Origin of the sequence: Mobilicoccus sp., from assembly GCF_032060985.1 — a bacterium.
Taxonomy (GTDB): Bacteria; Actinomycetota; Actinomycetes; order Actinomycetales; family Dermatophilaceae; genus Mobilicoccus.
Map to the genome: position 1 here is coordinate 20856 of NZ_DAMBGD010000022.1, position 25163 is coordinate 46018.

22 protein-coding genes are annotated in these 25163 nt (G+C 72.6%); 17 read left to right on the forward strand and 5 right to left on the reverse strand.

Features of this window, described 5'->3' with window-relative positions; all coding sequences use genetic code 11:
• Window positions 1-106 precede the first annotated feature (106 nt).
• Window positions 107-844: a DUF6803 family protein gene (locus RT054_RS15030; protein WP_312721023.1), complete on the forward strand. Its 738-nt coding sequence runs from the start codon at window positions 107-109 to the stop codon at window positions 842-844.
• A 125-nt stretch (window positions 845-969) separates the two neighbouring features.
• Window positions 970-1308, forward strand: coding sequence for a hypothetical protein (locus RT054_RS15035; RefSeq protein ID WP_312721022.1), 339 nt, complete (start codon window positions 970-972; stop codon window positions 1306-1308).
• Window positions 1309-1374: 66 nt separating this feature from the next.
• Here the strand turns inward: RT054_RS15035 and RT054_RS15040 are convergent, their stop codons facing one another.
• On the reverse strand, window positions 1375-2214 hold the full coding sequence (locus tag RT054_RS15040; RefSeq protein WP_313025171.1) for a polyphosphate polymerase domain-containing protein: 840 nt from the start codon (window positions 2212-2214) through the stop codon (window positions 1375-1377).
• Window positions 2211-2834 (reverse strand): DUF4956 domain-containing protein, encoded by a 624-nt coding sequence (locus tag RT054_RS15045; protein WP_312721018.1) that lies wholly within the window; start codon window positions 2832-2834, stop codon window positions 2211-2213. Before RT054_RS15045 ends, RT054_RS15040 begins: the two co-directional genes overlap by 4 nt.
• Window positions 2835-3004: 170 nt before the next feature.
• On the opposite strand from RT054_RS15045, the gene RT054_RS15050 reads away from it, so the two are divergent.
• The 7 genes from RT054_RS15050 to RT054_RS15080 all read left to right on the forward strand — a co-directional run bounded on the left by RT054_RS15050 (window position 3005) and on the right by RT054_RS15080 (window position 14138).
• A complete protein-coding gene (locus RT054_RS15050) occupies window positions 3005-3457 on the forward strand; it encodes a hypothetical protein (protein ID WP_312721017.1) in 453 nt (150 codons plus the stop codon).
• Window positions 3458-3462: 5 nt separating this feature from the next.
• Window positions 3463-5031 carry a HAMP domain-containing sensor histidine kinase gene (locus tag RT054_RS15055; protein WP_313025175.1) on the forward strand — a complete coding sequence of 523 codons (1569 nt, stop codon included), beginning with the start codon at window positions 3463-3465 and terminating at the stop codon, window positions 5029-5031.
• The gene (locus RT054_RS15060; protein WP_313025177.1) at window positions 5028-5693 is read left to right on the forward strand and encodes a response regulator transcription factor; all 666 of its coding nucleotides are present in this window, start codon (window positions 5028-5030) and stop codon (window positions 5691-5693) included. Before RT054_RS15055 ends, RT054_RS15060 begins: the two co-directional genes overlap by 4 nt.
• A gap of 97 nt (window positions 5694-5790) precedes the next feature.
• On the forward strand, window positions 5791-7371 hold the full coding sequence (locus tag RT054_RS15065; RefSeq protein ID WP_313025180.1) for a DUF2397 domain-containing protein: 1581 nt from the start codon (window positions 5791-5793) through the stop codon (window positions 7369-7371).
• Between the two features lie 13 nt (window positions 7372-7384).
• Window positions 7385-8713, forward strand: a complete 1329-nt coding sequence (locus tag RT054_RS15070; protein ID WP_313025183.1) for a DUF2398 family protein — start codon at window positions 7385-7387, stop codon at window positions 8711-8713.
• Window positions 8710-13008, forward strand: coding sequence for an SbcC/MukB-like Walker B domain-containing protein (locus tag RT054_RS15075; protein WP_313025186.1), 4299 nt, complete (start codon window positions 8710-8712; stop codon window positions 13006-13008). Before RT054_RS15070 ends, RT054_RS15075 begins: the two co-directional genes overlap by 4 nt.
• Window positions 13005-14138, forward strand: coding sequence for a TIGR02679 domain-containing protein (locus RT054_RS15080; protein WP_312721353.1), 1134 nt, complete (start codon window positions 13005-13007; stop codon window positions 14136-14138). The genes RT054_RS15075 and RT054_RS15080 overlap by 4 nt, the downstream gene beginning before the upstream one ends.
• Before the next feature lie 37 nt (window positions 14139-14175).
• Here RT054_RS15080 and RT054_RS15085 read toward each other — a convergent pair whose 3' ends face one another.
• Entirely contained in the window at window positions 14176-14949 is a 774-nt protein-coding gene (locus RT054_RS15085; RefSeq protein WP_312721351.1) for a hypothetical protein, read from the reverse strand.
• Window positions 14950-15013: 64 nt separating this feature from the next.
• A complete protein-coding gene (locus RT054_RS15090; RefSeq protein WP_313025191.1) occupies window positions 15014-15916 on the reverse strand; it encodes an ArgP/LysG family DNA-binding transcriptional regulator in 903 nt (300 codons plus the stop codon).
• 71 nt (window positions 15917-15987) lie between these two features.
• Between RT054_RS15090 and RT054_RS15095 the strand changes: the two genes are divergently transcribed.
• The 5 genes from RT054_RS15095 (at window position 15988) to RT054_RS15115 (ending at window position 20517) form a co-directional block, all read left to right on the forward strand.
• Window positions 15988-17034, forward strand: coding sequence for a DMT family transporter (locus RT054_RS15095; protein WP_313025194.1), 1047 nt, complete (start codon window positions 15988-15990; stop codon window positions 17032-17034).
• 43 nt (window positions 17035-17077) lie between these two features.
• A complete protein-coding gene (locus RT054_RS15100) occupies window positions 17078-17569 on the forward strand; it encodes a hypothetical protein (RefSeq protein ID WP_313025197.1) in 492 nt (163 codons plus the stop codon).
• A gap of 4 nt (window positions 17570-17573) precedes the next feature.
• On the forward strand, window positions 17574-18917 hold the full coding sequence (locus tag RT054_RS15105; RefSeq protein WP_313025200.1) for a TrpB-like pyridoxal phosphate-dependent enzyme: 1344 nt from the start codon (window positions 17574-17576) through the stop codon (window positions 18915-18917).
• Between the two features lie 138 nt (window positions 18918-19055).
• Window positions 19056-19499, forward strand: coding sequence for a VOC family protein (locus RT054_RS15110; RefSeq protein WP_313025202.1), 444 nt, complete (start codon window positions 19056-19058; stop codon window positions 19497-19499).
• Between the two features lie 166 nt (window positions 19500-19665).
• On the forward strand, window positions 19666-20517 hold the full coding sequence (locus RT054_RS15115) for an alpha/beta hydrolase (protein WP_313025205.1): 852 nt from the start codon (window positions 19666-19668) through the stop codon (window positions 20515-20517).
• A gap of 299 nt (window positions 20518-20816) precedes the next feature.
• Here RT054_RS15115 and RT054_RS15120 read toward each other — a convergent pair whose 3' ends face one another.
• Window positions 20817-21698, reverse strand: a complete 882-nt coding sequence (locus RT054_RS15120) for an NAD-dependent epimerase/dehydratase family protein (protein WP_312721336.1) — start codon at window positions 21696-21698, stop codon at window positions 20817-20819.
• Window positions 21699-21903: 205 nt separating this feature from the next.
• Between RT054_RS15120 and RT054_RS15125 the strand changes: the two genes are divergently transcribed.
• The 3 genes from RT054_RS15125 (at window position 21904) to corA (ending at window position 25058) form a co-directional block, all read left to right on the forward strand.
• Complete coding sequence (locus RT054_RS15125; RefSeq protein WP_312721334.1) at window positions 21904-23163, forward strand: LCP family protein; 1260 nt, start codon at window positions 21904-21906, stop codon at window positions 23161-23163.
• Window positions 23164-23227: 64 nt separating this feature from the next.
• Window positions 23228-24019, forward strand: a complete 792-nt coding sequence (locus tag RT054_RS15130) for a class II glutamine amidotransferase (protein WP_313025211.1) — start codon at window positions 23228-23230, stop codon at window positions 24017-24019.
• Between the two features lie 64 nt (window positions 24020-24083).
• Window positions 24084-25058 (forward strand): magnesium/cobalt transporter CorA, encoded by a 975-nt coding sequence (gene corA / locus RT054_RS15135; protein WP_312721330.1) that lies wholly within the window; start codon window positions 24084-24086, stop codon window positions 25056-25058.
• The last annotated feature ends 105 nt before the right edge of the window (window positions 25059-25163 follow it).

The following is a 25163-nucleotide window of genomic DNA, read 5'->3' on the forward strand; positions in this document are numbered from 1 at the left end:
GATTCCGCCGCGGCTCCCGTCCGGTCGAGCCCCGGCGCCGGGATTCTTGACGGAATCTTCGTCGACGCTTCGTCGCGGCCTCACACGGTCGCGCCACGGTAGGGACATGGACGCCATGACCACCCCGCACACCCGTGACGCGCAGGACGAGACGCACCCCGCGGCCACGCAGCTGACACCGGCCCGTTCGACCCGCGCAGCCCGGGTCTTCCTCGCCGTCGCCACCGTCGTCGCCGTGCTGGCCGCCTTCCTCGTGAGCGACCGCACCGTCGACCCCGGTGCCGGCGGCATGGCGGGGATGTCGATGACGCACTACATGGGCCTCCTCTCGATCCGTCAGCCGTGGAATCTCTTGCTGTTCATGGCTCTTCCCGTCGTCCTCGCCGAGACCCTCGCCATCACCGAACTCGTGCTGCTCCTCGGCAGAGCCACCCCCGCGTGGGTGCGGCGGCTCAGCCACGGCGTCGGCCTGCTGGTCGGCCCGGTGTGGGTCTTCATCGCCCTTCACCTGGTCGTGCACGCGGTGCTCCCCCTGACCCGGACCGGCGGGTGGGCGGGCCCGGCGGACGTCATCGCCGTCGGCGCCTACCTCCTCGGCGGCGTCCCGATGATCGTCATCAGCCTCCTCGAGGCCGGCGTCCTCGTCCGCGACGACCCCTCCCGCTGGCTCCGGCTGCACGTCGCCATGGTCGCGGTGTTCCTCGTCGTCGCCCACATCGCGATGATCGTCGGCATGCTCGACCCCACGGTCCTCCAGAGCACCACCACCCCCGACATGGGAGACATGGGCGGCGAGCACATGCACCACGGCATGGGCGCGACCCCGACGCCGTCGGCGCCCTGAGCAGCCACGACGGGACGACGTGGAGGGCCGATGGCGGGGCGGCGTCGTCGCGGTCGCCTCGGACCCGCCACACTGGGGCGGCCGGACACACCGGCCCACCGCCGTGCAGCACGAGGAGCAGCGCCATGGATCTCGAGTTCGACCCCACCGCCGCCTCCCGCATCCAGCGGATCGTGGGTGAGGCCAACCAGAACGCGTACGACATCGTGCGGGGCATCCAGCGCCGGTTCGGTGAGGACGCCGACCCGCTGAGTCACCCGGAGGTCTCCGAGGCGCTGCGTCAGGGCTTCGCGCGCAACTTCGCCGCCGTCCAGATGGGGCAGGCGATCCTCCTGTGCCTCGAGACCGGCGTGCCCGTGCGCGACGTCCTCGTCATGCTCGACCTCGACGGGCTCATGGCGACCGAGAAGAGCTTCGACGACGAGCTGAACTCCTTGCTCGGCGGCGACGACGAGGAGTCCTGACCCCACCTGCCCGACCGTCGTGTCCGGGCCCCACGACACGCGCCTCACGACACGGGCCCCACGAGGCTAGGCCGCGAGGTCGGCGTCCAGGTGACGGCCGACCGCGTCCGCCCACGGGCGGGTCGACAGGCCGCGCGTGAGGCCGAGCCCGACGCCGTACTTGCTCATGGCGACCGGGCGTGCACCGAGGTCCAGGAGGAGACGGTGGACCCGGTCTCGGCTGGTCGGGCTCTTCACCTCGAGGAGGACCCGGTCGTGCAGCGCCTGAAGACCCCCCCGACCGGGGCGCAGGGCTTCCCTGCACTCCAGATCGGTGTCGACCGTGAGTCGGAACGGACGGTTCCGGCCGACGAACGTCGTCCGCGAGTAGGTCGTCGTCAGCGACGGCGCGAGGGTGTCGATGCGGCGATGGCCGTGGTGGGCCAGTTCTCGGTACAGCGACTCCAGCGCGCCCGGTGCCCGACCAGCGACGTCCTCGACCGCACGGTCGGGCAACGCCCAGCGCACCTTCTCGGTACCGCCCACGGCCCCCGCCAGTTTCAGCTCGAGGAAGCTGCCACCCGTGTCGAGGTAGCTGCGGGTGCGGACCTTGAACCGGCGGCGCCGCCCCTGGAGGTGGTCACGGAACATCCGCAGGTCGGGCGTGTCCAGATACCGCGACTCGTAGGCGAACCGGCGGCGCCCGTCGATCTCCAGGACGTCGACCTCCCCCTCCGGCTCCGCCTGGAGATGCTCGATGAGACGGCCCAGGACCGCCGGGAAGATCAGGTACTTGGTGTCGACGCGCTCCGTCAGCGCCGCCCGGTCCAGGACGGTCGCGAGGTCGACGGAGCCGGTCGTCTCCGCCAGGACGTCCATCGCCGCGCTCGCCGGGGAGAGGGCGCGCGCCGGGGAGAGGGCGCTCACCGGGTGCCTCCGGCGTAGAGCGCATCACCGGTCGTCGCGTTCGCCTTCGTGGCCCCGGACCTCGGCCTGTCGACCTCGACGTTGAGCACCATGACCTCACGGACGTAGTCGATCTCCTCGACGCCGACCGACAGGGCGGGCGTGCGCAGTCGGGCAAGGAGGTCGGCACGCAGAGCGTCCGGGTCGTCGTGGACGACGTCCAAGGTGATCCGCCGGGTCTCGGTGGGGCGGCGCTTCACGGCCCGCTCCCCCCGATCCAGTGCCCACAGGGCCCCGAGGAGCAACACGTTGATCGTCAGCGCGAGCGGCAGCACATGCGCGCCGAGGCTGTTGACCAGCCCGAGGACCAACGCGACGAAGTAGTAGGCGACCTCCGTCTGCGAGATCGCGCTGGAGCGGAGGCGGATGATCGAGAGGATCCCGAACAGGCCCATGCCGAGCGCGACGCCCCCGTCGGCGCCCGCGAGCAGGGCGACGGCCCCGAAGACCCCGATGTTCAGCACGATGTAGCTGAGCATGAGATCGACCTTGCTGTGACGTCGTCGGTAGCAGCCGAACACCAGCACGCCGATGACGGTGAGGTTCAGCGCCAGGCCGGTGAACAAGGTGGTCAGGTCCATGTCAGGGGTCCTCTCGGAGACGATCGGTGCCGGTCCGCAGCAGGCCGTCGGCGAGCCGGGAACGTGCTCAACCCTCGACGCCGGGTGTGAGAGGCCGATGACACGACGATGAGAGGACTCTCATCGTCTGCGGCCTGACTCCGCCTCCGGGTGCCCGCCACGATGGAGTCATGTCGTCAGCCCGCCTCGTCCTCGCCACCGTCGCCGCACTGTGCGCCGTGGCAGTCGTCGCGCTCGGCGCCTCTTTCGGTTTCGGACAGGAGCGCCCCGACCTGGGCCGTGTCGTCGACCTCGACCGGACCCCGACCGCCTCGGCCGCCGGAGCGACTCCGACCGACGGGGTGTCGGGAACCGGCCCGAGCGGCACGGTCGTGCCGACCGGCCCGACCCCGGCGTCGACGCCGACGACCGCTGTCGCGGCCTCCCCCTCCACGTCGGCCGGCACGCCCACTCCTCGCCGCTCCGCCCCGGCCGGTGCACCGGCGCCCACGCCCGCGCGCACCTCCGCCACGAAGGTCGTCAAACCCGTTCCCCAACCGCCCCAGCGTGTGGCCGTGACCGATGACGATGATGATGACGACGATGACCATGACGACGACGATGACGACGACGATGACGACTGATCTCGATGCGCGCTGAGCGCGCCGCTCCGCCGGCGTCGGCCGCCGAGGGGGTCGAGGGGGCCGGAGCGACCTTCGGGTGGCGCCGGCCCTCACTGCGCCGCCGCGTCCTCGGCTCGATCGCGCTGCTGTCGGCGGTCGGACTGCTCGGCGCCGGCGCGCCCGCCCTCCTCCTGGAACGCCAGCGGGTGGAGTCGCGGGTGGAACGGCAGTTGGCGCAGGAGATCCGCGAGTTCACCGAGCTGGCCTCCTCCGGCATCGACCCCGAGACGGGGCAACCCTTCAGCGACGCCGAGCGACTCTTCACCGTCTCCATGCAGCGCAACGTGCCCGACGAGAACGAGATCCACGTCGGCTACCTGACCGGCTCGACCATCGTGCAGGCCGACGGCGGCGGCGAGGTGCACACCGACGAGGACTTCCGGGAGCTCGCGACGGCGCATGACTCGCCGGCCTTCGGGGAGTACGACGCCGCGGGGCATGGGCGGATCTCCTACGCCGTCATGCCGGTCGTGCAGGGGGGTGATCGCGGACATTACGTCGCGCTGTACTACCTCGACCGCGAGTTCGCGGAGATGCAGGCCACGATCCGCTCCTACGCGGCGGGCGCCGTCATCGCCTGGCTCGTCCTGCTGGTGGCGGCGTCGCTGCTGGTCCGGCGCCTGCTGCGGCCCATGGAGGAGCTGCGAGACACCGCCGAGTCGATCACGGAGACCGACCTGTCCCGGCGGCTGGAGGTCCACGGCGACGACGAGGTCGCCGACCTCTCGCGGCAGTTCAACGGCATGCTCGACCGGCTCCAGGAGGCGCTCGGCGCACAGCGCGGCATGCTCGACGACGCCGGCCACGAACTGCGCACCCCGATCACGGTGCTGCGCGGCCACCTCGAACTCATGGACGCCCACGACCCCGAGGACGTCGAGGGGGTGCGCACCCTCGCCGTCGACGAGCTGGACCGGATGAGCGGGCTGGTCGAGGACCTCATCGTGCTGGCCAAGGCCCGACGCCCCGACTTCGTGCGCCTGGAGCAGTGCGAGGCCGCGTTGCTCGTCGAGGACTGCCTCGCCAAGGCCCGCACCCTCGGCGAACGCCGCTGGGTCATCGACCAGCTCTCCAACGTGTGGATCAGCGGCGACCCCCGCCGCCTCACCCAGGCACTGCTGCAGCTGGCCGCGAACGCCGTCGAGGCCACCGGCCCCGGCGACGAGATCGGATTCGGCTGTGCCGGAGGGCCGCACGGCGTCCAACTGTGGGTCCGCGACACCGGCCCGGGAGTGCCACCCACCGAGCGGTTCCGGATCTTCGACCGGCACCGCTCCGGCTCGACCGGCCGTGAGGGCGGCAGCGGGCTCGGACTCGCGATCGTCATGGCCATCGCGCAGGCTCACGGCGGCACGGCGTGGGTGTCCGCGGCGAGCGCGGCCGGCGGGGCACGGTTCGTCGTCGAACTCCCGGCCGAGGCCCTCGCCGACGCCCCCGCGGACGGCTCGGACGACGTGGACGACTCGGACTCCCTCGGCGGGCTCCCCGACGAACCGACCCCGGGTCTGCCCGTCGTCGGCGGTGACCGGCGATGAGCCGCATCCTCATCGCCGAAGACGAACCCCGCATCGCCAGTTTCGTCGCCAAGGGGTTGGGCGCCGGCGGCTTCACGACGACCATCGTGCAGGACGGTCCGTCGGCCCTCGCCCACGCCGTCGGCGGCGAGCACGACCTGCTGATCCTCGACGTCGGCCTGCCCGGCATGGACGGTTTCGAGGTGCTGCGCCGGCTGCGCGGCGCGGGGTCCTCGCTGCCGGTCATCGTCCTCACCGCTCGCGACTCCGCCGCCGACACCATCACCGGGCTCGAGGGCGGCGCCGACGACTACATGAGCAAACCGTTCTCCTTCGGCGAACTGCTCGCCCGCATCCGGTTGCGGTTGCGCGCCCCCGCCTCACCCGACCCGGCGGCGATGGAGTTGGAGACCGGGCGGATCAGCCTCGACGTGCGCTCACGGCAGGTGCGGGTCGACGGGCGGGTGCGGGACCTGTCGGCCCGTGAGTTCACGCTGTTGGAGACGTTCATGCGCCACCCCGGGCAGGTGCTGTCCCGCGAACAACTGCTCAGCCACGTGTGGGGGTACGACTTCGACCCGGGGTCGAACGTCGTCGACGTGTACGTGCGCTACCTGCGGCGCAAGGTGGGTCCCGACATTCTCGAGACCGTGCGGGGGATGGGGTACCGCTTGCGCGGCTGAGCCGGCACCCCGGGTCCACGCGCAGGTACACACCAGGCACATCGAAGTGGTGTCGGTGGAGTGTGATGTCCTGTGCTCGGGTGAGGGGAGGTCGAGAATGAGCAGCGACGACGCACCGTCGTCGACCGCTCGCGTGGTCGAACCGTCAGTGGGTGTCGACGCGGTGGAAGAGGCGTTGCGCCTGCTCGGGCTCCCCGGCGCCATCGGTGCCGCGTCCTACCTCACGAGCCCGAACGCGACGCAGTACCGGCTCCTGGTCGACGTCCTCGCCGACGAGCAGGCACGCCGACTCACCGGCGTACCCCATGACGAACTGCCCCACCTCGTGGCCGCCCGAGTGCAGCACCACGTCCGGTCGGAGTCCACCAGCGCTGTCCTCGACGCCCTGGCCGACCCCGACGCCCTCGCCAGACGCATGGAACAACTCGTGGCCTGGCGCACCTGTGACACGTGGCAGGACCAGGCCCATACCGAGGCGGATTTCCTGCGCAACCGCGCCCGCTACCAACTCACCGAACAGGGCGCCGCCGTCAACGCCCTCGCCCGCGAGATCGACGCCGGGCACGACACCCGCACGAGCTCCGCGGTCCTTGCGCCGCCCATCCTCGCCGCCGAGCTGGAGTCCGCGGTGGCCGCCTTCGTCCCCGACCCCGAGGTGGCGAGCACTGCGCTCGCGCAGGTTCAGACCACGATCGTCGACATGGCTCGCACCGCGGGGCGGTGGCAGGCCCGACTCGCGGCGGGTCTCAGCGGGGCGCCCGACCCCGACAAGGTCGCCCGGCTCCTTCAGACGGTGGTCGACTACGTCGACATGTGGGGCGCCGGCGTCGACGTGTACTCCGGCCGCATCGCCGACGCTGCGGACGCCCTCGAGGCCTTCCCCGACGAGGCGTGGCGCGGGCCTGCCTTCGCGCGTCTCGGTGCGGCGGCCGACGATGACCGGGTCGCCGAGGTCGTCGCCGAACTGCGCGGCACCCTCGGCACCGTCCAGCGATGGTTCACCGGCCCCCGCCCGCAGGCGCGCGCCCTGCGCCTCCAGATGCGAGACGCCGTCGCGCCCCTGCTGCGGGGCCACCGCACTCTCCTCGCGGTCGGTGGGGCGATCAGCCGCAGCGCCGATCTCCTCCGCCTCGCCACCGCCCTCGAGACCGCGACCGACGACGATGCGGCGTGGCGGGTGTGGTGCACGGCCACCGGGCTCTACGGGGCTCGGCACCTCGGGCTCACCGCACCGCCGGTCGACGCACGCGCTGAGACGTCGACCTGGGACGCCCCACCCGTCCCGATCGAGCGTCGCCTCCGCCTCCAAGGGCCCCGCGCGCTCAGCGGGCGCGCCCCCCGGATCCGGGACACCTCCGCCGCTCGCTCCCTCGCCCGCATGGAGGCCGCCCGCACGAGAGCCCGTACCGCCGAGGCCGAGTCCCGGCTCATCGCGCGCTCGGGCACGACCCTCTCCTCCTGGGGTGAGATCGAGACCGTCGAGGCCGAGCTGCTCCTCGACCTCATCCAGATCGCCCGCGCCGGGGCACCGGACTCCCGCGGGTGCTACCGCGGCACCTCCTCGGACGGCCGCCGCACCCTCCGCCTCACCCCCGTGACCCCTGCGGCCTCCGCGGTCCTCCACCTGCCCGCCGGGCGACTCGTCCTCGACGACGCCCTCGTCGAGATCGACGCATGAGAGGGGGACGGCGATGAGCCTCGCCTCCCACACCCGGTTCTCGCTGCCTGAGCAGCAGGAGGCCTTCGTCGGGCTCCTCGGCAGACCGCTCGTGGGGTCCCGGTCGGCCCCGGACCTCCATCGCGACATCGCCCGCTACCGCGCCACCCTGGAACGGTGGTGCGCACGTCTCGGGTACCGGATCCTCACGGTCGGTGGGCAGTACCGCCTCGTCCGCACCCCGCTCCGCGGCGCCGTCGCCATCCCGGCCGGCCCTCCCGTGCGGCGACGCGAACTCGTCCTCCTGCTCCTCGCTGCCGCAGCGCTGGAAGACACCACCGGCGACTCCGTGACGATCCAGGACCTCTCCGACGCCGTGCGACGCGCCTCGCTCACCGCCGGCACGACCCCCTACGATCCCGACCGCCGATCCCACCGCCTCGACCTCGTGCGTGCCCTCACCCGACTCACCGACCTCGGTGTCCTCGACCGGCGCACCCACGACGAGGAGACCCTCGACTCCTGGGAAAGTGAGGGGCGAGGCATCGGCGCGGGGTTCGTCCTCGACCGGGACGCCCTCCTGCTCATCGTCGACCCGCACGTCCTCACGTTGGCCCTCGAGGGTCCTCCGCCCGCCGACGAGGACGTCGTCGACTCCCGGCGCGCGCGGCTCCTTCGCACCCTCGTGGAGACGCAGTCCCTCGAGCTGGCCGACCTCACCCCCGAGGAGGTGGACTACCTGCGTCTTCAGCGATCACGCCTGATCGCCGACGCCGTGGAGATGACGGGCGGGACCATCGAGGTCCGCAGCGATGCCCTCGTGCTCGTCCTGCCGGCCGAGGAGCGCTGGGCCAAGGCCGCCACCGTCCCCTTCCCGGCCGTGACCACCGTCGCGTGGGTGGCGCTGCGACTTCTCGAGTCGTGCAGTGCCGTCGCCCACCCGGTGACGGGGCGGCCCGGGTTTCGGCGCTGCCCAGGGGCGACCGTCGATGCGCACGTCGCCGATATCAGGAGGTCCACCCGACTCACCGCGCACCTCGATTCCGACGCCGTGGTCCGGAGCGAGGCCGAGCGGGAACTCGCCGAGGCCGGTCTCCTCACCGTCACGGACGGCGACTGGGTGTTCCGTCCGGCGGCAGGCCGGTACCGGGCGGCCCGGCTGTCCGGGGGCAGCACTCCCGAGCCCGACGAGCCATCGGCGGACACCGTGCTCAAGGCAGAGACGATGGGCACGGCGGAGACGATGGGCACGGTGGAGACGGGGGCCACGTCCGGCTCGACCGACCGCCGCCCGATCGCTCCACCATCTCCGAACGGCGCCGACGCCACCCCCGCGCTCTTCGATGTGGAGGACCCCTCATGACGACCACCGACCGCGGCGACGGCCCGACGACGCCGGTCGCGGACCCGGCCCGCGCGGACGATGCGCACCTGCGGGCGTGGCGAGACGCCGCGCGCACCGGTGGGCTGCCCCTCCCCCACCGGCACGACCGGTGGCAGGCCCTACGCGCGGGCGTCGTCAACCTGTGGGAGTTCGAGGTCGCGGAGTACTGGTTCGCCGACGGTTGGGCTCAACTCACCGGCAGCAACGAGACGGGCAAGTCCTCACTCATGGCCATGACGACGCTCATCCCCTGGCTCGGGAGCGTCGCGAGCGCCAACATCGACACGCTCGGCGAACACGGCAAGACCTTCCGGTACTACGTCGAGCCGACGGGCCGCGACGACGATCGGCGACCGGCCGACGCCTCCACCAGCGAGGGGTGGCTGTGGGTGGAGTACGGCCGTCTCACCGAGGACGGCGCCCAGTTCTTCACGACGGCGATGTTCGCGCGGGTCAGGCGAGCCTCGACGTCGTTCACGCCGCGGTGGTGCACGATCGACGGCTCCCGCGTGGGAGATGGCGTCGACCTCGTCCTCGACCGTGCCGTCGTCCCACCGGATCGGGCGGCGGAGGCCGTGGAGCAGCATCCGACGGCCACGGCCTATCGCCAGCGGGTCGCCGCCCGCCTGCTCGGCGGCACGAGCGACCAGCTCGACGGCATCGGAAAACTGCTGCGCACGACCCGCACGCCCAAGCTCGGCGAACGGTTGAACGTCGGTTTCGTCACCGGCAAGCTGCGTGAGGCGCTGCCGGAGTTGGCCCAGCAGGAGATCGACGCGCTCACCGCGGGCTGGGATGAACTCGACCAGGTCCAGGCCGACGCCCGGTCGGCCAAGGAGGCCGCACAGTCGGTCCGGACGTTCCGAACCCGGTCCTGGTTGCCGTGGGCCGCCGCGCGGCTCCGGATCGTCGCCGACGACGGCGCCGCCGCGCGAACCGAGTTCGACGCGGTGACGCGGCGGGTGCGCGAGGCGCAGGCGACGCTGCGCGAGGTCGACGCGGAGGCGGAGGCGGTGACGACCGAGCGTGTGGCGGAGGAGGGCCGCGTCGAGGTCGAGGAGCGGTCGCTCACCGAACTGCGTGAGTCGACGGCATATCGCAACGCTCAAGGGCGCCTCGACCGACTGGCCCAGCTGCACGCAGACCTCGCCCGCATCGAGGGCCACCTCCGGCGGGCCACCGAGGAGAGCGAACGCGCCGATCGGCAGGCGGCCGAGACACGCGAGGAACTCGCCCGCGCCCGGCAGGACTCCGGTGCCGCGGAGGAGGCGGTCCGCGCCCAGGCCGCGACCCTCGCGACGCGCGTCACGGAGGCCGGACTCCCCGAGTCCACCTGCGCGGATCTGTCGCGGCTGCGGCAGGCGCTGCACGAGCGAGCCGCGGACGCCCGCCACGCGCGAGAGCTGCACGGACGCTTCGACAAGGCACACTCGACCGCCCAGGTCCACGAGGACATCGCCGCTCAATATGCGGCGGACCATGCGGACGCGGAGAAGAGCGCGCAGTCGGCGCGCGCCGCCGCCGAGACGGCCCGTGACGTGCTCGCCGCTGCGGTCTCCCGGTGGGCGGCCACGCTGGAGCCCACCCCGCCCCCCGGGGTCGTCGACGCCTGGGTCGACGGTCTCCCTGGCGACGAGCCGGGCGAACGCCTCCAGGACGCCGCCCGTCGCGACTGGTACGCGGCCCCGGCAGCCCGACTCCTCGAGGACGCCGCCTCGACCCGAGAGGAGATCCGTCGTCGGGAAGCTGAGATCGCCGCCCTGGACGCTGAGATCGCGGGTCTGCACGACACCGTGGACCCGTCGTTCCCGGAGCCGGTGGGGTGGGCACGTCGAGCGCGCCCGGCACCGGGGCCACACGGCGCACCGCTGTGGCGGCTCGTCAACCCCCGTACCGAGGACGACGACCTCGCCGATCTCGAAGCCGCACTCGCTGCCGCCGGGATCCTCGACGCGTGGGTGACGCACGACGGGGTGCACCTGCCTGCCCGTGACGAGGCCGACACCATCGTCGATCTCCGCGTCCCGACGGAGCCGATCGCCGGGCCCTGCCTCGCCGATGTGCTCGAGGCGGCCGACGGCGACGACGGCCTCGGCGGGGTCGTGGCCCGCCTGCTGGCGGCCGTCGCGATGACGACCGATGACGGCCACGGCGACGATGACGGCCACGGCGGCGACGACGGCGCCGGTGGGTCGGGCTACGTCGTCACACTCGACGGGCGGTGGCGGACGCCGCTGCTCTCCGGACACGCGGTGTCGGTGCATGGGCAGGCGGAGTGGATCGGGCAGGACGCCCGAGAACGCGGTCGGCAGCGGCGAATCGCCGAACTCGAACGGCGACGGGACGAGGTTCGGGAGGGCGCGGAGGCGCACCGCCGGCGGCACGCCCTCCTCGAGGAGGCGCGGGCACACCTCGACGCCGGCCTCGCGGCCTGCCCCGACGACGAGCCGCTGCGCCGTCAGATCGACGAGGCCGAACGGCGCGCCGAGTCGGCCGAGGAGGCCGCGACCCGCAGCCGGCGGGCCCAGCGTGCGGCGCAGGAGGCCCGGGCCGCCGCCGACGTCCTCCGGGCCGCTCTGCACGAACACGCCGCGAGCCGCCGACTCCCCACGGTCCTCACCGAGATCGACGCGCTCGCCGCCCGCATCGACGAGGCGGAACGCGCGCTCGGTGCGGTGATCGCGGAGCAGCGGGTCCTCGATCTCCGCCGTGGTGAGCAAGCCCGTGTCGCGAAGCGCGCCGAGGAGGCCGCGGTCCTCTCGCGCCGGCGAGCCGAGGAGAAGGACGCCGTCGCGAGAGATCTCGACGCCACCCGTGCCCAGGCGGCCGTCGTCGAGGCGGCCGTCGGCGCCGACGACCGCGAGATCCTCGAGCGGGTGGAGGGCTTGCAGGAGTCCGTCCGTGCCGGTCGGGGACGACTCACGCGGCTCACAAAGAAGGCCACCGAGCTCGCGGTCCGCAGTGGAGTTCTCCGCAGCGAACTCGGCCGGGCCGAGGCGGACCGGGACGCGGCGCGCGCACGCCGGGACTCCGTGTACGACCGGTTCCGTGGCCTCGTCGACGGGGGTCTGGTCGACGAGGCCGGGATCGTCCTGCCACAGGCGGATTCGACGAGCGTGGAGGCCACACGTGCCCAGGTGGCGGCCGTCCGGGAGGCGGTGGAGATCCGCGGTTGGCCGAGCAGCCAGGACGAGCAGGCGCGTGAGGTCGACCGCCGGTTCCAGCGCCTCACGACGGCGGTCGCCGAACTTCGGTCGTCGTTGGAGGCCGGAGGACGGTCGGTGCGACTCGACGACGAGGGCGACATCCCCACCGTCACGGTCGTCGTCGACTCGACCGGGGCCGCGTGGAGTCCGCGGCACGCCGCCGTCCGGCTCGGGGAGATCCACGAGACCCTGGCCGCGGCCTACGACGAGCGGATGCAGGCCCTGCTGAGCGAGTTGCTCGGGTCGACCTTCATCAACCACCTTCGCGACAGGCTCGCCTCGATGCGGCGGCTGGTCGCCGACATCAACCACGTCCTCGCCGCCCATCCCACCGGTACGACGCGCACGGCCCTGCGACTCAAGCTCACTCCGCTGGCGGGGGTGACCGGCGAGGTCCTTGCCGCGCTCGAGGATGTGGGCGGTGCGGCGCTGCTCGACCCCACGGTCGCGGCGCAGGTGCGGTCCTTCCTCAGGGCGAGGGTCGACGGCGCGAAGGAGGCCGCGAGCGCGGCAGGTCACACGGACTGGGCGACCGACCTCGCCGTGGCCCTCGACTACCGGCTGTGGTTCGACGTCGGCCTCGAGAAGCGTTCCGGGACAGGCGGTTCGTGGGCACCGCTCACGCCGTCGGCCTACGCGGATGCCTCGGGTGGCGCCCGTGTCGTCATGCTCATGACCCCGCTCATCGCGACGCTCGCCGCTCTCTACTCCGGCTTGTCGGGCGCTCCACGGCCGTTGTGGCTGGACGAGGCGTTCGACGGCCTCGACACCGACAACCGCGCGACCGTGCTCGACCTCCTGCGGCAGTTCGATCTGGACGTCCTCATCGCGGGGCCGGGGCGGCTGGTCAACTCCCGTGTCGTCCCGGCCGCCGCGATCTACCAGGTGGTCCGGGCGCCTCACCCCCAGCCGGGCGCCGATCTGCTCCTGGAGTTGTGGGCCGGTCGTGAGCTGACCCCGATCGATCTGCCGCTGCCGACCAGTCGGTCCGCGTCCGCCTCGCACGGCGACGGCGACGACGGCGACGGCGACGGCGACGATCTGTTCTCCGCGTCGGTGACCACGTGAGCGGCGGCATCCCACCCGAGATCCTGCGCTGGGCACGACACGACGGGCCGAGCCTCGTGCTCGGCATGGTCAGGGAGCGGGTGGAGTCCGGCCGTGTCGGGGCACGGGCCCAGGTGGCGCCGACGCTGTCGCGAACGCAACGCGCCGAGGTGGGGAGGCTCCTCGGCACCACCTGGGAGAGTGGTGGTGGGCCACTGCCCCTCGCGCTGCTCGCGAGCGCACTCGCCCGACATGGGGTCACCCTCGAGGAACTCCTCACCGCCGTCGGCGGACCGCTGCGTGACCGCGCCGAGGAGCGCCGGGTCGCCGCCGACGCGCGAGCGGCGGAACGGTCGGCGGCGACCGAGGTGTTGTCGGCCGCCCTGCGTGGCCACGGCGCGGAGTTCGTCGCCGAAGCGGAGAGACGGTGCCTGCCATCGGCCCGACCGCTCGCGCGAGCCCATGACCTCGCTGCTCTCTGGGCCGCTCTCCCCGGTCCCTCGGACGAGCCCGTCCTCCTCGCCGTGCTCGCGGCGAGGGTCTTCGGGGATGCCCATGCCCTCGACCGTGACCGTCCGCTCGGGCGGGCCGCAGCCCGTCTCGCCGCGGGAACGACGGAGGGGACCTCGGCCCTTTCCACCGTGCCCGTCGAGGCCGACGCCTGGCGTCGGTCGTGGGCCGGGGTCGGCGTGCTCTGCGACGAGGTGTCGTCGACGGTGCTCGTGCTCGGACTCCCCCTCCGCGGCGATTCGGCCGCTGCGCGACTTTCGCGCGCCGCCCCGCAGGAGCCGCTCTGGCTCACGTTGCGGTCCCTGCCGGTGCAGGTGTCCCCCCTCGGCGAGGTGCGCGAGGTGTTCGTCTGCGAGAACCCGTCGGTCATCGAGTCGGCCGCTCGCACGCTGGGGGCGGCCTCCGCACCGCTCATCTGCACCTATGGCCGCCCCGGGCTCGCCGCGCATCGGCTCCTCGCCGGCCTCGCGCACTCAGGGGTCCGCCTGCGTGTGCGGGCCGACGGTGACCCGACGGGGCGCGCCATCGTCGACGATCTCGTCTCCCGTCTGCCGGGTGCCACGCCGTGGCGGATGGAGGATCCCCGCTACGAGGAGGAGGATCTGCCCGTCCTTCTCGACGACCTCCGGCGAACGCGCTGACGGGAACGCCCTGACGCGGCCACCGACAGGTGCGCGCTCATCGGGATGACGTCGGCGGGTCCTCGAGCGCACGGCGCCGACGACGCCACCCCCGCCGACGGGGTGTCCGGTCCAGCATGCCGGGGGCCTCGCCAGTGGTGCGGACTCCGCCGCCGTGGACCTCGACGGGGATCTCCGGGGACAGGGTCCACCCCTCACGCAGGGGCAGGTCGTCACCGCTCCAGAAGCGGCCGGGGTCATACCAGTTCGGCGGACGTCCCGGTTCGACGATGCCCATCGCCTCGTACGCGACGGCGACGAGCTCGGCACAGTAGGCCGCCGCGGCCGTGCCCGCCTGATCCGGGGCGGTGGTCGGGAACTCGCTCCGCAGCCGCCTGACGAGGGCCATCGAGGAGGACCGACCCCGCAGCCACCGCCAGGCGAGCTGCGACGTGCGGGGGAAGGAGGCGCCGTCCCACACGGCGATCGTCCGCAGGAGGGCGTCCTCGGCGTTGCGGGCCGGCACCGGGTCGAGCTGCCGCAGCCACGCCTGCTGGCCGTACACCTCCGCCCAGCGACGGACGGCGGCCTCGAGGTCGTGCAGTTGCGCACCGCGATGATGCGTGCCGGTCCACAGGTCGGGCAGGGACCGGCCGAGCTCGGCGTGCCACATCATCGGTGGCAGGTCGTCGAGCACGACGGCCATCCCCACGTGGTTGACGGGGGCGTTCGTGAGCATCCGGATCGCGCGGTCGGCGCCCGAGGTGCCCCGGAACAGCCAGACGTCGCCGGTCCGGGCGTGGGCGAGGGCGTCGGCGAGCGTCGTGGCCATGGACCCAGTGCACCACGGCCCACCCCGATCCGACGTGCCCGCGAAGGGGGGCGCCGAGGGAGGGTCACCCGCCGTTCGTGGGGCGTTGGAGGTGCACCCGTGCGGCACCGGTGACGAGCTCGGTGAGGTGGATGAGGGTCGGCGAATCGACGCGCCACCGATGCCAGTAGAGCGGCACCTCGATCGTGCCCGCGCCCTGGATGGGGATGAGGGACCCGTCGGCGATGGGGGCCCGCACCTGCGGAAGGGGGATCGCGCCCCACCCGAGACCGCAGAGGGTGGCCGCGATGAACTCGGCGTTGGACGGCACGTGGTGGACGGGCGGACGCGCCTCCGCGTGACCACTGCGCATGAGGAACGCGGGCTGGATGTCGTCGTCCCGCCCGAAGCGCAGCATCGGCATCCGACCGAGGTCGTCGATGTGGGCCCGGCCCAACCCGAGGCGATCGACGAGGTCGGGCGACACCGCCGGCACGTAGGACATGAGCCCGAGCGGCTCGACGGTGCACCCCTGGATGGGCTGGGGGTCGATGCTCACGGCCGCCATGACCTCGCCGGCCCGCAGCAGGTCGGCCGTGCGCGACTCGTCCTCGATCCGGAGGTCGAGCACGAGCCGCCCCTCCGCGGCGACATCGGCGAGCACCTCCTGGAACCACGTGCCGAGGGTGTCGGCGTTGAGCGCCACCGACACACGCACCTGCTCCGCCCCCTCGGCGTCGGCGAACGCCTCCAGACACTCCGCCTGCAGGAGCACGGTCTGCCGCGCGAGCCGCAGGACGATCTCGCCGTCCGCCGTGGGCGTGACCGGACGCGAGCGCCGCACGAGCACCCGGCCGAGTCGCCGCTCGAGGCCGCTGATGCGCTGGCTGAGGGCCGACGGAGTCACCTGCAGCTCGGCCGCGGCCTGTTCGAAGGTCCCGGCGTCGCAGACGGTGGCGAGGGCCTCGAGGTGAAGACTGCTCAACATGTAGGAATCCTAATCAACCCCTCGGAACAGTTGATAGACTGATGGGTCGCCGAGTCCGTACCGTCGAGTTCATGACCATGACGACGCCGACCCTCACCGCTGCGACGCCCGACGCGGCGCGGCGACGAGACGCGTCTCTGGCCACCCTCGCGCTCGTCCTCGTCACGGCGGTGTGGGGCTCCTCGTTCTTCCTCATCCGCGATCTCGTCGACACCGTGCCGCCGAACGACCTCTCGGCGATCCGCTTCGTCATCGCCGCGGTGGCGATGCTCGCGATCTTCGGCCGCCGACTCGTGGCGCTCACGCGGCGGGACGTCGTCACGGCCCTGCTCATCGGCGTCGTCTACGGCCTCGCGCAGTTGCTGCAGACCTACGGCCTCGCGTCCACGAGCGCGTCGACCTCGGGATTCCTCACCGGCCTGTGCGTCGTGCTCACCCCGCTCCTCGCGCTGCTCCTCTTCGGCGAGCAGCTGCCCCGGGTGACCTGGATTGCCGTGGCGCTGTCGGCGGCCGGGCTCGCGGTGCTCTGCTTCGGCGGCGGTGAGGGCTTCGCCGGTCTCGGCACGGGTGAACTGCTCACGCTCGCCTCGGCCGGGGCCTACGCCCTGCAGATGATCGCGCTCAGTCGCTACGTCTCCCCCGAGAAGGCCGACGGGATGGCGGTCGTCATGATGCTCGGCGTCGCCCTCACCTGCGGTGTCGGTGGCCTCGCCGACGGCGGGATCATCCTGCCCGCGACGCCGGGTGGGTGGGCCGCGATCGTGTGGATGGCCTTGTTCGCCGGTGCGCTCGCCATGTGGGCCCAGGCCTGGGCACAGTCCCGGATGCCCGCGACGCGCGCGGCCATCGTCATGACCCTCGAGCCGGTGTTCGCGTCGGTGTTCGCCGTGCTCTGGGGTGGTGAGTCCGTCACCCGCACCCTGCTGCTCGGCGGCGGTCTCATCCTCCTCGCGATGCTCGTCGCCGAGGTCCTCGGGAGCCGCGCGGCCCGGTCGGAACCCGGGACACCCGCCGAGCCGGCCCCGGGGATGGATCCGAGGGCCGAGATCGAGATGGCGGTGGGCGCCGGGGTCGCGGCACCGGAGGCGGCGAAGGCCCCGGCCTTCCAGGCGTGCTGACGGGCCGGGTGCCCTCACCTCCGCGGGCTGACACACTCTCGACATGTCGCGCCGCACTCGCTCCTCCGGCACCTCCTCCCTGAGGCCTTCGGCCGGGACGTGGTGGAAGCTCCTCGGCGCCGCGGGCGTCGCCGGTCTCGTCGCCACCGGTGCGCTCACCGTGCGCCAGGAGCGCCGCCGCGCCTCCTACACCCCGGACGAGATCCGCGAACGCCTCCACCGGCGTCACGCCGAGGCGGAGGCCGAACTCGCCCGCCGTGAGGTCGTGCTCGACGCCACGGCCAACCCGCCCCGCACCCTGCGGCAACGCCTCGACCTCGCCGCCCGGCGTCACGGCCACGAGTTCGGTCGCGACCGCGGGCAGAGGCCCGGGCACGGGGAGGCACCCGACCCACGGCGGGACGGCGGCGCACGGCGGGACGGCGGCGCACGGCGGGACGGCGGCGCACGCAGGTGGTTGCGCACGTCGACCAGGCTGTCGAGGCTGCTGCCCGCCTCCGCGCGGCCCGTGGCCACTTCGCCCGACCTACAGTGACCGGGTGACCGAGACCAACCCCGCCGCCGCGCGTCCCGACTCCGCCAAGACGAAGGTCTTCCTCGAGGAGGCCGACATCCCGACGCACTGGTACAACATCGTCGCCGACCTGCCGACGCCACCCGCGCCGCATCTGCACCCCGGCACGAAGGAGCCGATGAGCGCCGAGGACATGACGGCGATCTTCCCCCTCCAGCTGATCGAGCAGGAGATGAGCACGGACCGGTGGATCGAGATCCCCGAGGCGGTGCAGGAGATCTACCGGCTGTGGCGTCCCTCGTTGCTGCACCGGGCCCGGCGCCTCGAGCAGGCCCTCGGCACGACCGCGCGGATCTACTACAAGTACGAGGGCGAGTCACCGGTCGGCTCGCACAAGACGAACTCCGCGGTGCCGCAGGCGTACTTCAACAAGCTCGCCGGCAAGACCCGGCTCACCACCGAGACCGGCGCGGGCCAGTGGGGCGCGGCGCTCGCCTTCGCGACACAGGTCTTCGGTCTCACCTGCGAGATCTTCCAGGTGCGCAACACCTACGAGAACAAGCCCTACCGCAGCCTGCTCATGCGCACGTTCGGCGCGCAGGTGCAGCCCTCGCCCTCGATGAACACCGAGGTGGGACGGCAGCTCAACGAACGCTTCCCCGGCACGACCGGCAGCCTCGGCATGGCGATCTCCGAGGCCGTCGAACTCGCCGTCGCCGACCCCGAGGCCTCCTACGCGCTCGGCTCCGTGCTCAACCACGTCGCCCTCCATCAGACCGTCATCGGTCAGGAGGCCATCCGCCAGTTCGCGGGCTTCGGCGAGTCGATGCCCGATCACCTCTTCGCCTGCGCGGGTGGCGGGTCCAACCTCGCCGGCATCGCCTTCCCGTTCCTCCGGGAGAACCTCGAGGGACGCGCGAGCGTCGACGTCGTCGCGTGCGAACCGGCCGCCGCGCCGAGCCTCACGCAGGGCGAGTTCCGGTACGACTTCGGTGATGCCTCGGGCATGACCCCGCTGCTCAAGATGTACACGCTCGGCAACGACTTCGTTCCCGACCCCGTCCACGCCGGAGGGCTGCGGTACCACGGCATGGCGCCGCTGGTGAGCCACTGCTACGACGAGGGTCTCCTGCGGGCGGTCGCCGTCAAGCAGCGGGAGGCGTTCGAGGCGGGAGTGCTGTTCGCCCGCGCCGAGGGCATCGTGCCGGCGAGCGAGTCGACCCACGCGATCGCCGGGGCCCTGCGCCAGGCCCGGCAGGCGGCCGAGGACGGCACCAGCCCGGTCATCCTCATCGGCGTCTCCGGCTCGGGTCAGCTCGACCTGCCCGCCTACGCCGAGTTCCTCTCGGGGGACATGCTCGACACGTGAGGACGGGCCGCGTCCGGGCGGCGGGCGTGCACGGCGGGACATGCGGGTCGTCGGGACGCGGCTCGTCTGCGCCGACGCGGCGGGGGCCGGCGGCCCCCGGATGTGGTGTGCTGGAATCCCCTGATCGAGGAGACACCGATGCGATCCCGAACCGTCCAGATCACCCTCGACTGCGCCGATGTCGACGCCCAGGCCGCGTTCTGGTGCGAGGTGTTGGGGTACCGCCTCGAGCCGCCACCGCCCGGGTTCGCGGACTGGGAGGCCGCTCTCGACGCCTGGGGCGTGCCCGAGTCGGCCCGTCACACCCGCTCCGCCGCGGTCCCGCCCGAGGGCGAGCAGGGGCCCCGCCTGTTCTTCCAACGCGTCCCCGAGGGCAAGACCGCCAAGAACCGTCAGCACCTCGACGTGCGTGCCGCTCCGGGCGCGCAGGGCGAGGCCCGCATGTCGGCACTCCAGGCCGAGAGTGACCGCCTCGTCGCCCTCGGCGCCCGACAGATCCGTCGCGTCGAGCCCGACGGCAGACTCGAGGCTGGGTTCATCTGGATGGAGGACCCCGAGGGCAACGAGTTCTGCCTCGATTGACCACCGCGACCCGGCCGTGCCCTCCGGGCCCACCGCGGTCGTGTACCGAGCGGCTCCTTCGCCCGTGAGAGCCTGGCGCCATGACGACGGCTCCCCGACCCGCCTCGTTCGCCCGGGCCCCGGTCGGGCCGCTGACTCCCGACCAGGACCTCGGGCTGCCGCGCCCATGACCGCCCATCACCTCGTCGGTCTTCCCTACGTCGCCGACGGACACGAGGCCCAGGTCCTCGACCTCACCGTCCCCGACGGTCATCCGGGCGCGCGTCCCGTCGTCGTGTTCATCCACGGCGGGGCGTGGCGGGAGGGGAGTCGCCGCGTATGGGAGAGCAGCGAGGGCGAGGACTTCGCCGCCCTTCGTGCCGTCCTCCTCGATCGAGGGTGGGCCACGGTGAGCGTCGACTACCGCCTCACCGACGTCGCCCCGATACCGGCGCAACTCGACGACGTGGAAGCTGCGCTGGGGTGGGTCCACGCCCACGCCGACCGGTACGGCCTCGACGCCACGCGAGTCGCCGTCATCGGCGACTCCGCGGGCGGTCACCTCGCACAGCTCGTCGGCACGACGCGCCAGGAGCGGGAGACGGGCCGCGTCGCCGATTCCGGGGGTCGCTGCCGCATCGTCGCGGTCGTCAGCTACTACGGGGTCTCGGACCTGCGACGTCTCGTCGCCGATCGGGTGGCCGCGGGATGCGGTGAAGGAGAGTCCGGAGAGGCATCACCCGAGGGCCGACTCCTCGGCGTCGACCCGGCCCTTCCCTCCTCGGCGGCGGTGGCCGACGCGGCGAGTCCTCTCGCCCACGTCTCGCCCGCCGCCGCACCGACGCTGTTGTTTCACGGGAAACAGGACTGCCTCGTCCCCGACGCCCAGTCCCGCCGTGTCGCCGCCGCCCTGAAACGGGCCGGGGTCCCCACCGAGGTCGTCCTCGTCGACGGCGGGCACGCCGACCCCGTGTTCTACACCCACCCCGACCTGCAGCAGCGGGCCCTCGACTTCCTCGGCCGCCACCTCGAGGCCTGATGGCGGCCCACACCCCGGATGAACGCCCTACCGTTCTGCCATGACCATCGCAGACCCCCTCGTCTGGGCGGCTTACCTCATCCCGTTGCTGATCATCCTGTTCGGGCTCCATCTGGTGATCTGATTGGCCGTGAGCCACGCTCTTCGCGACGCCGGCCTGGGTGCGGGGAAGAGCGCTCCGGCGGGTCGGCCCGGGACCGGTCGGCCCCTCCCCGATCCGTCGGGGCCCCGATCGCCGTGAGCCCCGGGCGAGCGGCGTCGCCCGCGTCTCGGCGTCGCCCGCCTGCCGACCGGGAGCCTCAGGGGTGCACGTTCTCGAGGTCCGCGAGCACGCCGGGGTGCGTGGGTTCCCAGCCGAGGGTCCGACGCGTGTACTCGCTGCTCGCAGGCTGGTCGAGCGCGGCGATCTCGCCGAGCGCCCCGAAGGAGAACGCGGGCGTGGCCTGGACCGGGAGTCCCAGGCGGCGACCGATCACCTCGGCCATCTCCCGCACGGGCACGCCCTCGTCGGCGACGGCGTGCCACACCGCCCCGGGCTCGGCCCGCTCGAGCGCGAGTCGCAGCAGGGCCGCCGCGTCCTCGGCGTGCACTGCAGGCCACCGCTGGTCCCCGTCACCGGGATACCCGGCGACACCGGTCTGACGGGCCGCCTTGACGAGGACACCGGCGAAGCCACCCTCGCCGCCCACGTGAACGGTGCGCGGCATCCGCACGGCGCTGCTGCGCAGCCCCTGCGCGGAGAGCGCGAGCAGGGCGTCGACGGCGCGGGCACGCTCGCCGACGACACCGTCGGTGTGCAGCGGGTCGGTCTCCACGGAGGCCCGGCCGGGCACGATCGGTGTGAGGGACACGGCGACGATTGGCCGGTCGCCGCCCGCCAGCGCGTCGCCGAGGGCCTGCAGGGCACCCGACTCCTCACGCATGCTCGCGGCGACCGACATCGTGCTCACGTAGTCCGAGGAGAACGCGAGGTGGGCGACCGCGTCGCACGCCGTCGCGCCCTGGCGCAGCACGTCGAGCGTCCTCAGGTCCCCCTGGATCACCTGGGCCCCCGCCGACTGCAGCGTGTGCAACGCCCGTTGAGATCGGGCGAGGGCGAGAACCGTGTGACCGTGGCGACGGAGGTCGGAGACGAGAGCGGAGCCGATGAGCCCCGATCCGCCGGTGACGAAGACGCGCATGACGCCTCCTCGGGATCGTGGGTGAGCTTCCATCATGCGCCGAGCGAGGGGCCCTCGACAGGCGGATCGCCGAGGCAAGTTTCCGCGTCCCGACACCGATCCGCCCTCGGCGGCGCGGGAGGTGGTGCGTCGCACACCCTCGATCGCGCCGGGCCGTCCGGACACCCCCCGCCTCGTCGTCGAGAGGCATTACCGTGGTCGTCTCATGTCTTCCACGCCGCCCCAGGACGCCGCTCCCGCCCCCCGTTCCAGGCGGCGGGTGCTGTGGATCGTCCTCTCGATCGTCCTCGTCCTGCTCCTCGCCCTCGCCGGCGTCGGCGTGTGGGGGTTCCGGCATCTCTCTGACAACCTGCGCACGGCCCCCGTCGGCGACGCGGGACGCCGCACGATCGGACCGGGTGGGCACACGCCCATCGACGTCCTCGTCATCGGCTCCGACGGGCGCCGCGACGAGGCGGACTGCAAGCTCGGCGGTGCCTGCGACTCCGACGAGATCAACGGCGACGTCATGCTGCTCGTCCACCTCGCCGCGGACCGCTCCAACGCCACGGTGATGAGCATCCCCCGCGACACGATGGCGCAGATCCCCGCGTGCACCGACGTGCGCACGGGCAAGGCGATCCCCGCCCACCGCGGGATGATCAACAGCGCCCTCACCGGCGGACCGGGGTGTCAGGTCTCGGCCGTCCACCACCTCACCGGCATCCCGATCGACCACTTCGCGATGGTCGACTTCGCCGGGGTCGTCACGATGTCCGACGCGATCGGCGGCGTGCCCGTCTGCGTCGACGCCGACGTCTACGACACCTACTCCCACCTCAAGCTCAAGAAGGGCGAGCACACACTCGTCGGGGAGAGTGCGCTGCAGTTCGTCCGCTCGCGGCACGGCTTCGGCGACGGCAGCGACATCGGCCGCACCCAGGCGCAGCACCTGTTCCTCTCCTCGATGGTGCGGGAGCTCAAGGGCGCCGGCACCCTCTCGGACCCGGTGGCGCTCTACCGCCTCGCCGACGCCGCGACCAAGGCCGTCACCGTCGACGAGAACCTCGGCGGCGTCGACGATCTCGTCGCGCTCGCCGCCGACGCGGGGCGGGTGCCCACCGAGGCCATCACGTTCACGACCATGCCGACGGTGGTCGACCCGCAGAACTCCAACCGACTCGTGCCGGCGCCGCGGGCCAAGGACCTCTTCGCCAAGATGATCGCCGACGAATCGCTCTCGGCCCCCACGGCCCCGAGCTCGGCGGCCACGTCCCCCTCGTCGTCGACCTCCCGGCCGTCCGCCGCACCGTCGACGCCCGCGGGGGGCGGCTCACCGAGCTCCCGGGCCACCCGCAGCGCCAAGCAGTCCGGATGCGCCCACGTCAGCCCCTACAAGACGGTCAAGATCGACGGCGTGCCGATGACCCCGACGCGGGCGTACGAGGTCGGCACCGCCAAGGGCATACCCGACTCCGCGCCCTGATCGCCCACCCGGTCGTCGGCCCGGCCGGCCCGGCGACGGGCGTCGCCACGAGGAGGTGAGGCGCATGTGTCGTCTCTTCGGTCTGACGGCGGGACACGCGCGGGTGCTCGCCGCGTTCTGGCTGCTCGACGCCCCGGACTCCCTCGTGCGGCAGTCGCGTGAGAATCCCGACGGCACGGGCCTCGGCTGGTTCGACGAGCAGGGCCGACCGCACGTGGAGAAGCAGCCGCTCGCCGCCGACCACGACCCCGCGTTCGCCACCGAGGCGCACGCACGACACAGCGCGACGTTCGTCGCCCACGTGCGCAAGGCGACCGGGACGCCGATCGCGCCGCGCAACACGCACCCGTTCACGCTCGACGGGCGGATCTTCGCCCACAACGGCGTCATCGGCGACCTTCCGCGCCTCGAACGACACCTCGGCCACGACATGTCCCTCGTGCGCGGCGACACCGACTCCGAGCGCCTCTTCGCGCTCGTCACCCGCGAGATCCGCCGGGCGGAGGGAGACGTCGGGGCCGGGATCCGCGCCGCCCTCGCCTGGATCGCCGCCGAACTCCCGGTCGTGTCGGCCAACGCCGTCCTCGCCGAGCCGGGACGCCTGTGGGCGTGGCGCCACCCCGCGGCCCATGAGCTGTGGGTCCTCGACCGCGCGGCGGACGGCGCCCGCCTGGATCACCGCAGCTCCCTCGGCACCCGGGTGACGAGCGACCACCTCGCCGACACCCCGTCGGTCGTCGTCGCGAGCGAACGCCTCGACGACGGGCCGTGGCAGCCGCTCGAGCCGGGAGATCTCCTCGCCGTCGGCACCGACCTGCGCCTCGAGCGCACCGCCCTCCTGCCCGGGGGATCGTGACGTTCGTCCGGTCGCGAGATCGGCGGTGGTCGCGGCGACCCCGTGAGGGCCCGACAATGGTCGGGTGATCGTCGACATGGCCGTGTACATCGAGGGCATGCGCCGCCCGTGCGGCGACCTCAGCACCGAGTTGGAACGCCTCCGCGAACAGGGCCACGGGTTCCTGTGGATCGGGGTCAAGGACCCCACGCACGAGGAGTTCGCCGCGGTCAACGACGAGTTGCACCTGCACCCCCTCGCCGTGGAGGACGCCCTCACCGGCAACCAGCGTCCCAAGATCGACTTCTACGAGGAGAACGTCTTCGTCTCGCTCAAGACGATGCGGTACATCGAGGCGACCAGCGACGTGGAGACCGGCGAACTCATGATGTTCGTCGGCGACCGGTTCGTCCTCACGATCCGCAACGGCGAGGCCAACCCGCTCGCCGGCCTCCGGGCCCACCTCGAAGGACGTCCCGAGCGGCTCAAGCTCGGCCCACTCGCGGTCATGCACGCCATCCTCGACCTCATCGTCGACACCTACCTGCAGATCGACGGTGAGCTCGGCTCGGACCTCACCGACATCGAGGAGGCGATCTTCGCCGGCGACCACGACGTGCAGAGCACCGACATCTACAAGCTCAAGCGCGAGGTCCTCGAGTTCAAGCGCGGCGCCGTCCCGCTCGTCATCCCATTGCGCCGACTCGTCACCGGCGACGCGCGGTCGCTCATCCCCAAGAAGCTGCGACCGTTCTTCGCCGACGTCCTCGACCACCTCATGCAGGTCGTCGAGCACGCCGAAGGCTATGACCACCTGCTCTCGGACGCCCTCTCGGCCTACCTCTCCCAGGTCTCGGTCCAGCAGAACGAAGACATGCGCAAGATCTCGGCGTGGGTCGCGATCGCCGCACTGCCGACGATGATCGCCGGCATCTACGGCATGAACTTCGATTACATGCCCGAACTACACACCCGATACGGCTACTTCGTCGTCATGGGCGTCATCGTCGGCGCCTGCGTCGGGCTCTACGCCCTGTTCCGCCGTTCCGACTGGCTCTGAGGCGCCCCTGGCCCGAGGCACCCCTCGGCATACCCCGGCGACCCCGCGGTGGCTCCGCGGCATCGGCCTGCCCCTGCCACGGCTCGTGATCGTGACGCGCTCAGG

What these genes read in the sequence shown, in the direction of transcription:
- RT054_RS15030 (WP_312721023.1), top strand. Translation starts at nt 107, where the DNA reads ATGGACGCCATGACCACCCCGCACACCCGTGACGCGCAGGACGAGACG.
- RT054_RS15035 (WP_312721022.1), top strand. Translation starts at nt 970, where the DNA reads ATGGATCTCGAGTTCGACCCCACCGCCGCCTCCCGCATCCAGCGGATC.
- RT054_RS15045 (WP_312721018.1), bottom strand. Translation starts at nt 2,834, where the DNA reads ATGGACCTGACCACCTTGTTCACCGGCCTGGCGCTGAACCTCACCGTC.
- RT054_RS15050 (WP_312721017.1), top strand. Translation starts at nt 3,005, where the DNA reads ATGTCGTCAGCCCGCCTCGTCCTCGCCACCGTCGCCGCACTGTGCGCC.
- RT054_RS15055 (WP_313025175.1), top strand. Translation starts at nt 3,463, where the DNA reads ATGCGCGCTGAGCGCGCCGCTCCGCCGGCGTCGGCCGCCGAGGGGGTC.
- RT054_RS15060 (WP_313025177.1), top strand. Translation starts at nt 5,028, where the DNA reads ATGAGCCGCATCCTCATCGCCGAAGACGAACCCCGCATCGCCAGTTTC.
- RT054_RS15065 (WP_313025180.1), top strand. Translation starts at nt 5,791, where the DNA reads ATGAGCAGCGACGACGCACCGTCGTCGACCGCTCGCGTGGTCGAACCG.
- RT054_RS15070 (WP_313025183.1), top strand. Translation starts at nt 7,385, where the DNA reads ATGAGCCTCGCCTCCCACACCCGGTTCTCGCTGCCTGAGCAGCAGGAG.
- RT054_RS15075 (WP_313025186.1), top strand. Translation starts at nt 8,710, where the DNA reads ATGACGACCACCGACCGCGGCGACGGCCCGACGACGCCGGTCGCGGAC.
- RT054_RS15085 (WP_312721351.1), bottom strand. Translation starts at nt 14,949, where the DNA reads ATGGCCACGACGCTCGCCGACGCCCTCGCCCACGCCCGGACCGGCGAC.
- RT054_RS15090 (WP_313025191.1), bottom strand. Translation starts at nt 15,916, where the DNA reads ATGTTGAGCAGTCTTCACCTCGAGGCCCTCGCCACCGTCTGCGACGCC.
- RT054_RS15095 (WP_313025194.1), top strand. Translation starts at nt 15,988, where the DNA reads ATGACCATGACGACGCCGACCCTCACCGCTGCGACGCCCGACGCGGCG.
- RT054_RS15100 (WP_313025197.1), top strand. Translation starts at nt 17,078, where the DNA reads ATGTCGCGCCGCACTCGCTCCTCCGGCACCTCCTCCCTGAGGCCTTCG.
- RT054_RS15110 (WP_313025202.1), top strand. Translation starts at nt 19,056, where the DNA reads ATGCGATCCCGAACCGTCCAGATCACCCTCGACTGCGCCGATGTCGAC.
- RT054_RS15115 (WP_313025205.1), top strand. Translation starts at nt 19,666, where the DNA reads ATGACCGCCCATCACCTCGTCGGTCTTCCCTACGTCGCCGACGGACAC.
- RT054_RS15120 (WP_312721336.1), bottom strand. Translation starts at nt 21,698, where the DNA reads ATGCGCGTCTTCGTCACCGGCGGATCGGGGCTCATCGGCTCCGCTCTC.
- RT054_RS15125 (WP_312721334.1), top strand. Translation starts at nt 21,904, where the DNA reads ATGTCTTCCACGCCGCCCCAGGACGCCGCTCCCGCCCCCCGTTCCAGG.
- RT054_RS15130 (WP_313025211.1), top strand. Translation starts at nt 23,228, where the DNA reads ATGTGTCGTCTCTTCGGTCTGACGGCGGGACACGCGCGGGTGCTCGCC.